At 33.4% G+C, this 6359-nt stretch carries 5 protein-coding genes; 1 reads left to right on the top strand and 4 read right to left on the bottom strand.

The window, feature by feature from the left end:
- Nucleotides 1-637: 637 nt before the first annotated feature.
- The 4 genes from LDX54_RS09645 to LDX54_RS09630 all read right to left on the bottom strand — a co-directional run bounded on the left by LDX54_RS09645 (nt 638) and on the right by LDX54_RS09630 (nt 4048).
- Entirely contained in the window at nt 638-766 is a 129-nt protein-coding gene (locus LDX54_RS09645) for a hypothetical protein (protein ID WP_255409552.1), read from the bottom strand.
- A gap of 142 nt (nt 767-908) precedes the next feature.
- On the bottom strand, nt 909-1052 hold the full coding sequence (locus LDX54_RS09640; protein ID WP_158593833.1) for a hypothetical protein: 144 nt from the start codon (nt 1050-1052) through the stop codon (nt 909-911).
- A gap of 483 nt (nt 1053-1535) precedes the next feature.
- Nucleotides 1536-2054: a DUF536 domain-containing protein gene (locus LDX54_RS09635; protein ID WP_110446864.1), complete on the bottom strand. Its 519-nt coding sequence runs from the start codon at nt 2052-2054 to the stop codon at nt 1536-1538.
- 1139 nt (nt 2055-3193) lie between these two features.
- Nucleotides 3194-4048 (bottom strand): Rgg/GadR/MutR family transcriptional regulator, encoded by an 855-nt coding sequence (locus tag LDX54_RS09630; protein ID WP_110446863.1) that lies wholly within the window; start codon nt 4046-4048, stop codon nt 3194-3196.
- Nucleotides 4049-4174: 126 nt separating this feature from the next.
- Here LDX54_RS09630 and LDX54_RS09625 point away from each other — a divergent pair, with 126 nt between their 5' ends.
- Nucleotides 4175-5431, top strand: a complete 1257-nt coding sequence (locus LDX54_RS09625; protein WP_110446862.1) for an MFS transporter — start codon at nt 4175-4177, stop codon at nt 5429-5431.
- Nucleotides 5432-6359 lie beyond the last annotated feature (928 nt).

Genomic DNA, 6359 nt, shown 5'->3' with positions numbered 1-6359 from the left:
TTTAGCCCCTATTAGCCCCTGTGAGCCGTTTTTTCGCCCTCGGGTATACTTACACCTGATTTTCTATCAAATGGATGACTTCCTGGCGATAAGCTGTGTGATTTACCTGCTAAATTCACTTCTCTTTTTGCTCAAAAATGACTGCCCCCAATTTTTTAAAAGTAGACAAAATCATTCCTCAACTATTTCACCTACTTTTATTTTTTACCCCCCCGCTCTCCATTACATTCAAAGCGAGCCTGGTATTCAATAAAACCAAAATACGGTTTTTGATACGATCTTTACCCTTAGGAGAATGTTGCTCTATCAAGGTTTATGACAATCCCATTTTGGGACTATCAGATCCCTTTCACAAACCCAGATGGAGTTTTTAGCTCTACACCAGTATTCACAACACACCCACAATGGGATATTTCGCAAAAAAAGTGCTAGCAGGCAGCCGCTGTTAGAAAACGCTTGGCACCGCCAAGCTATCACCTTACGTTAAGTAAGTGATAGCAGTTTCCCTTATGCTCTTTCCTAAAAGTTTGTGAAGTTCCAACATACAAATAAAAAAACAACTTTTTCCAAGCAAATAAACGGCCACAAAAAACCAGGTCAGTCTCTCACAAGCAAAACTAAAACACTACTCAACACCCTAACCTTCAACTAAACCATGAAAGACTGCTGAGCCAAAATCTACTACACCAGTTGCTCTACCTAAACCTAAAACAAAGTCAGCTGAATAAACTAAACTGCCAAATACTGCTCCTGGCAGTGGGCACACTGGCCCCATAAGGTAACTAACATAACCGCAAAGCGGTTAGTTAGGTAATTTCCCCTTGCAATAAGGAGAAGAAACTATCTAACTAACCGCTTTGTCGATCGTTGGTTACTAATCTGGTCACAAAGACCAGCATACATTTAAGCTAAAAAACGCCCTGCACAGTAGCCGAGCCGTTGTTTTTTGTCGCTCCAAAATATGATCTGAAGGTCTGGGCAACGCCATATGCTAACCCCAGCCAATAGTACCTCGTACTATGTTCTGTCCTTGCTACTGCCGTATGTTCCACTGCTGCCTGCTCGCCTTACGCATGAGTAATTCTGACCAGACAGTAGTCGTCTGTACCGCCCTGACCTGGTTCGCTTAACTGCTGGTCGTCACCGCCACTTGCCCCACTGCATTCGTTACGTGCTTTCGGAAATAGATTTATTACTTGAGATGGCTCTATTAAACCTGTCCCTTTTTTCAACTTTGTCCTGTTGGTTCGCTTGATAACGGAAAAGACCTCCGGGCTAATCTTTTAACTCGCAGGTCTTTTTAACTTCATCTCTTGAATTTTTAAGTATTTTTGTTATACTTAATTCAGTTGATGAAGCTAATCTTTAGACCGTGTCAAAGTGCTAGAAGATTAGTTTTTTTCATGCCCTGATACTTTGTTATTTACTAGGTATCAGGGTATTTTTATTTGCGTTAATAGATTAATATTAACATAAATTCATTGAATTCTTTCAAAAAATTTTAAATTAATAAATTTAAATGTTGAAAATTATTTTTATTGCCACCAATGTTTTTTAACCACTGGTTGCTCTAATAATCTTTTATTCTGTTCGTTAGTGGTCAAATTTAATTGCTGTTGCTGATCTAATAGCTTATGTAGTTCACTTATTTGTTGGTTAGATTTTTCAGCTAATTGTGCTATTTGCTTATCTTTACTTTGTCTTAAATTTTCTTTTTCAATAACAAGTTTTTGTATCTGTTGCTCTTTAATATTTATTTTTTCCGTTAATTGTTTAATTTGATTTTCAAGCTCATCTGTTCGACTGTTTAGGCTAGACAAAATAGTGTTAATCATTTTACTATCTATATGTTTAGCACTATTTGTATTATGCTTGACAGAAATTTCTGCGTAGTATTGTTTAATATTTTTAACTGCTTGATCATCGAAAATATACTGTCCTAAAGCACTCTTTTTAGGTTTTTTATTATCGTCTAGTTTTGCTATTATTTGGTATAGCCTTGCTCTACTTAAGCCTAACTCATTAACTAGCTCTTTGGCTGTAATATTACTCATGTGTTTGCTATCTCCTATTTACATTAATGTCTAGTATTTGTTAACCATTTGGCATTATATTAGCATTAAATAAATCGGAAAAAGTAAAAAAATGCAATTATTATCAGTATCATATCCACACATGAATTAAGCAAAAAAAGGAGTACACCACTTAATACTAATCCGTAAAAAATCATGGTGGTCAAAACTATCTTGAAAGTGTTATACTCTATTTAGCATATAACAAATAAAACATTGCCACGCACGGCAATGTTTTTAATACTATTGGTTATCACACGATAATTTACTTTCGTGTGTTTTTTTGTAGTAAATTAGTTCTTTTCCAAATAAAATTATATTTAAAAAAACCATGGTGGGCCAATTCTAAATGGATTTTTAGTCATCTTTTTAGTCATATTGATTTCTCCTTTCTAACGTTTTTTAATTATATTATTTTATAAAGTGTTGATTTTAAATTTTATCAGCACTCTAATCTGTAATTACCTGATGTCTGATTTTTCGTCGTTTCTTACAATAAATTAGTTCTTTTCCAAATAAAGTTAAATTTAAAAAAACCATGGTGGGCCAATTCTAAGTGGATTTTTAGTCATCTTTTTAGTCATATTGATTTCTCCTTTCTAACGTTTTTAATTATATTATTTTATAAAGTGTTGATTTTAAATTTTATCAGCACTCCATCTGTAATTACCTGATGTTTGATTTTTCGTCGTTTTTTTTCATCCTTGTTACTTAGCTGTGAATGATAACGACCCAACCAAAAGTTGATGTATTCATGTTTTTATCTCCTTTCTTCATTTTATTTCTAATTACTTGTTACTTAGCTGTGAATGATAACGACCCAACCAAAGGTTGATGTATTCATATTTTTATCTCCTTTCTTTATTTTATTTCCAATTACTTATTACTTAGCTGTGAATGATAACAACCCAACCAAAAGTTGATGTATTCATATTTTTATCTCCTTTCTTCATTTTATTTCCAATTACTTGTTACCTAGATGTGAATGATAACGATTCAGTCAAAAGTTGATGTACTTCATCTCCTTCTGTTTTAAACTTTGTAGCTTAAGTATATTTTCGATTTAACAGAAAATAATAAAAAAGTCGTATTTGAATTTTAAATATCAAATACGACTTTTTTTAATTTTTCCCATATTTATCTAGAATACCTTTCATGTCTTTGCTGTACTCCGGCATGCCTAACGAACTAATATGATCAATTGCCATTCGAGCTTTATTTAAATACTCATCCTTTCTTTCATAGTGATAATTCACTATATTTTTAAGTATAAAAATGCAGTTTTTATAAAAAAACAAGTTCGGTTTAGTACTAATTTGATCAGCTGCCTGAATAAAGAATTTTGTTTCTTTATATCTACCTTTCTCAATACACATAAATAACACGTTTATCTCTATTCCTAATATTGTTTCTTGAACATTCGAACTCCCAGAATGGCAAAATTGCGTGATCACTCGCCGACTTATTAACAAGTTGCTATCGAGATCATAAAATGGCATCAAGTTACAATACAAATCTAATTTATTTTCGTCAAAATTAGAAATATTAAAAATCTTTTCTTTCAACTTACTTCGTTCTTTTTCATCAAGATCTTCTACGTGATTACCAACTAAAGCTATAAGTGCATCTATAAATAGCAACTGATCTTCTTTATCAGCTATTTCGCTATTTGCAATGACATTTTTAATATCCTTAAGCTGATCCTTATCATTATGATAAAACGCTTCATTAATTGCCTCGCCAATATCTCTGTTTTCGTCATATTTTACCTTATCTTCTTGACTAAGCTTGCCAAAAAATTCCCACAATTTAATGTTATTAGCACGCAGTAATGCAATCAAATCCTCAGCTGTAATTCTATGCTGATCTTTTTCAACTTTTGAATAATATGATGTACTAATCGTATCACCAGCCCATTCTTTTTGAGTTTTCAAACTCTCAATTCGATATTGCTTTAGCAATTGTCCTATTGTCATTAGTGACCCTCCTTAATTTCTTTCGAATTTGGCGTTTAACATTCAAATACGACATTTTTGATATTCCTTATTATAACCACGTTATAACTTAATATATAAAATATTTAATTTAGGAGTTATAAAATTATGGACATTTTTATAAAGAACAAGGATTATAGAAAATTTACAATCGCCAGTTTTTTATCTGGTGCAGGCAATATTTTGTTTTACTTAGCACTTATTACTTATGCAAGTAAATTAAGAAATTACGCCTTGGCTATTTCATTGATTTCAATTTCAGAATCAGTACCTCAAATTTTTCAAGTTTTTAGTGGATATTTAGCTGATCGTACAAAAAACAAATTCAAGCTAATGGTTTGGTTAGCTGCTATACGCTTTGGACTCTATCTAATCGTCGGATTACTTTTCGCTAGTGGATTTGCTGGCTGGAACCTAGTTTTAACTGTTATTGGCATTAACTTAGTATCGGATATTGCTGGCTCATACTCTGGTGGCCTTCAAACGCCTCTAATTGTTAACATTGTCGGAAATGATGAAGTTGCTGAAGCTGAAGGATTTGTTAGTGGGATCAACGGTATTATCAATATGATTGCACAATTCATTGGTTCTGGTTTATTACTTTTCATGTCTTATTCCAGCTTAGCAATCTTCAATGCCTTAACATTTCTAGCGGCAGGTGCCCTTTTTGCCAGCGTCGGCCGTAATTATTACAAGACTCGTCCCCAAGAAGCAACTACTTCAGTTAATGAAAAAGGATTCTTTAAAACAATTGCTTTGTCATTCAAACAAGTAAAAAAAGCAAAGGGATTGTTATCAGTCGTTCTAGTAATTGCTTTATTAAATGGAGTTTTAGGATCAATTGAACCTTTAATTTCAATCGTAATCGCTGGTAATAAGTCCTCTATGGTCATTGGAACATACAGTTTTACGATTGCCCTAATAGGAGCTGTAATGACTGCTGGTATGGCACTTGGTAGCATTGTAGGCACAAAATTATTCAAGAACATGTCATTATTCACTATTGCAATTATTTCAACAGCTTTAAGTATCGCAGTTATTGGTACAATGCTCATTAAAAATATTTTCATTTGTCTGCCTATCATGGCAAGCCTTGCAATATTTATTGGTACGGCTAGTCCTAAATTAACACAGTGGCTTGTTGAAGCAGTCGACCAAAACATTTTGTCATCAACTATGGGAATGCTTAACACAATTTTAATAGTGACTGCGCCAGTTATGACAACTATTTTTACTACAATTACTGCTTCTTTCGGCATTACTATCGCATTAACACTATTATGTATAACTTGTTTAATTATTTTAGCAACAATAGTCGGGGTAGCCTATTCTACTAATAAAAATGCAGCCATTAATGAAGCATAACTATAAACAAATTTATTACATTTATCTGTCCTTAATTTATACCAAAGCAAAATAATTCCATATATACCAAAGCAACTTAACATAATGTACATTAAGCGAAGTTGCTACGAAACTTAGTGCTACAAGGCTTCAAACTGCAGCAAAAAAATGTTTGTGAATTTGAAGCCGTATAGCAAAAGGGAAGACTGATTTAACAGCCTTCCCTTTTTTCATTACCTGGTAATTTCACAATTAGACCAATTGCTTCATACCAGCTTATTTGCTACTTTTCATTAAAAAAATACCGATCAATCATTTTGCACAGTACGTGCGCAATTACTGGTAAAACTACCATAGTGATTGCCAAACTGGCATTTGTTGTTAGCATAGCTCTTGCCACCTTCCGAAACTTGACTCAGAGTAGCTAATCCTTTTTGGCTTTGCTGCAAACTTTTTACTTAAAACCAAAATCGGCTATAATGTAAATAGATGTTAGCAAAACTCTATCGTTAAGAATATGGGACTAGCTATCTCATATCCATTATTAGGTGTTAAACGGATCAGGTTTAACGCCTTTTTTAATGCTAAGGGAAAATTTCCCCTGCTATATATTAATATAGCACGAGCATTTAAAATGCGACCAAACAGAAAAAAGCATGAAACTCTCTAACATTCATGCTTTTTTAATTCGCCTGATTTAGCCCCTATTAGCCCCTGTGAGCCGTTTTTTCGCCCTCGGGTATACTTACACCTGATTTTCTATCAAATGGATGACTTCCTGGCGATAAGCTGTGTGATTTACCTGCTAAATTCACTTCTCTTTTTGCTCAAAAATGACTGCCCCCAATTTTTTAAAAGTAGACAAAATCATTCCTCAACTATTTCACCTACTTTTATTTTTTACCCCCCCGCTCTCCATTACATTCAAAGCGAGCCTGGTATTCAATAA

This window comes from Lactobacillus sp. IBH004, assembly GCF_026185255.2.
Classification (GTDB): domain Bacteria; phylum Bacillota; class Bacilli; order Lactobacillales; family Lactobacillaceae; genus Lactobacillus; species Lactobacillus melliventris.
The sequence above is the reverse complement of the archived record's forward strand: the minus strand, read 5'-3'. Positions and strand labels throughout refer to the sequence as shown.

Excerpts from the sequence above, each read along its gene's own strand:
- LDX54_RS09635 (WP_110446864.1), bottom strand. The coding sequence starts at position 2,054 with ATGAGTAATATTACAGCCAAAGAGCTAGTTAATGAGTTAGGCTTAAGT.
- LDX54_RS09625 (WP_110446862.1), top strand. The coding sequence starts at position 4,175 with ATGGACATTTTTATAAAGAACAAGGATTATAGAAAATTTACAATCGCC.
- LDX54_RS09630 (WP_110446863.1), bottom strand. The coding sequence starts at position 4,048 with ATGACAATAGGACAATTGCTAAAGCAATATCGAATTGAGAGTTTGAAA.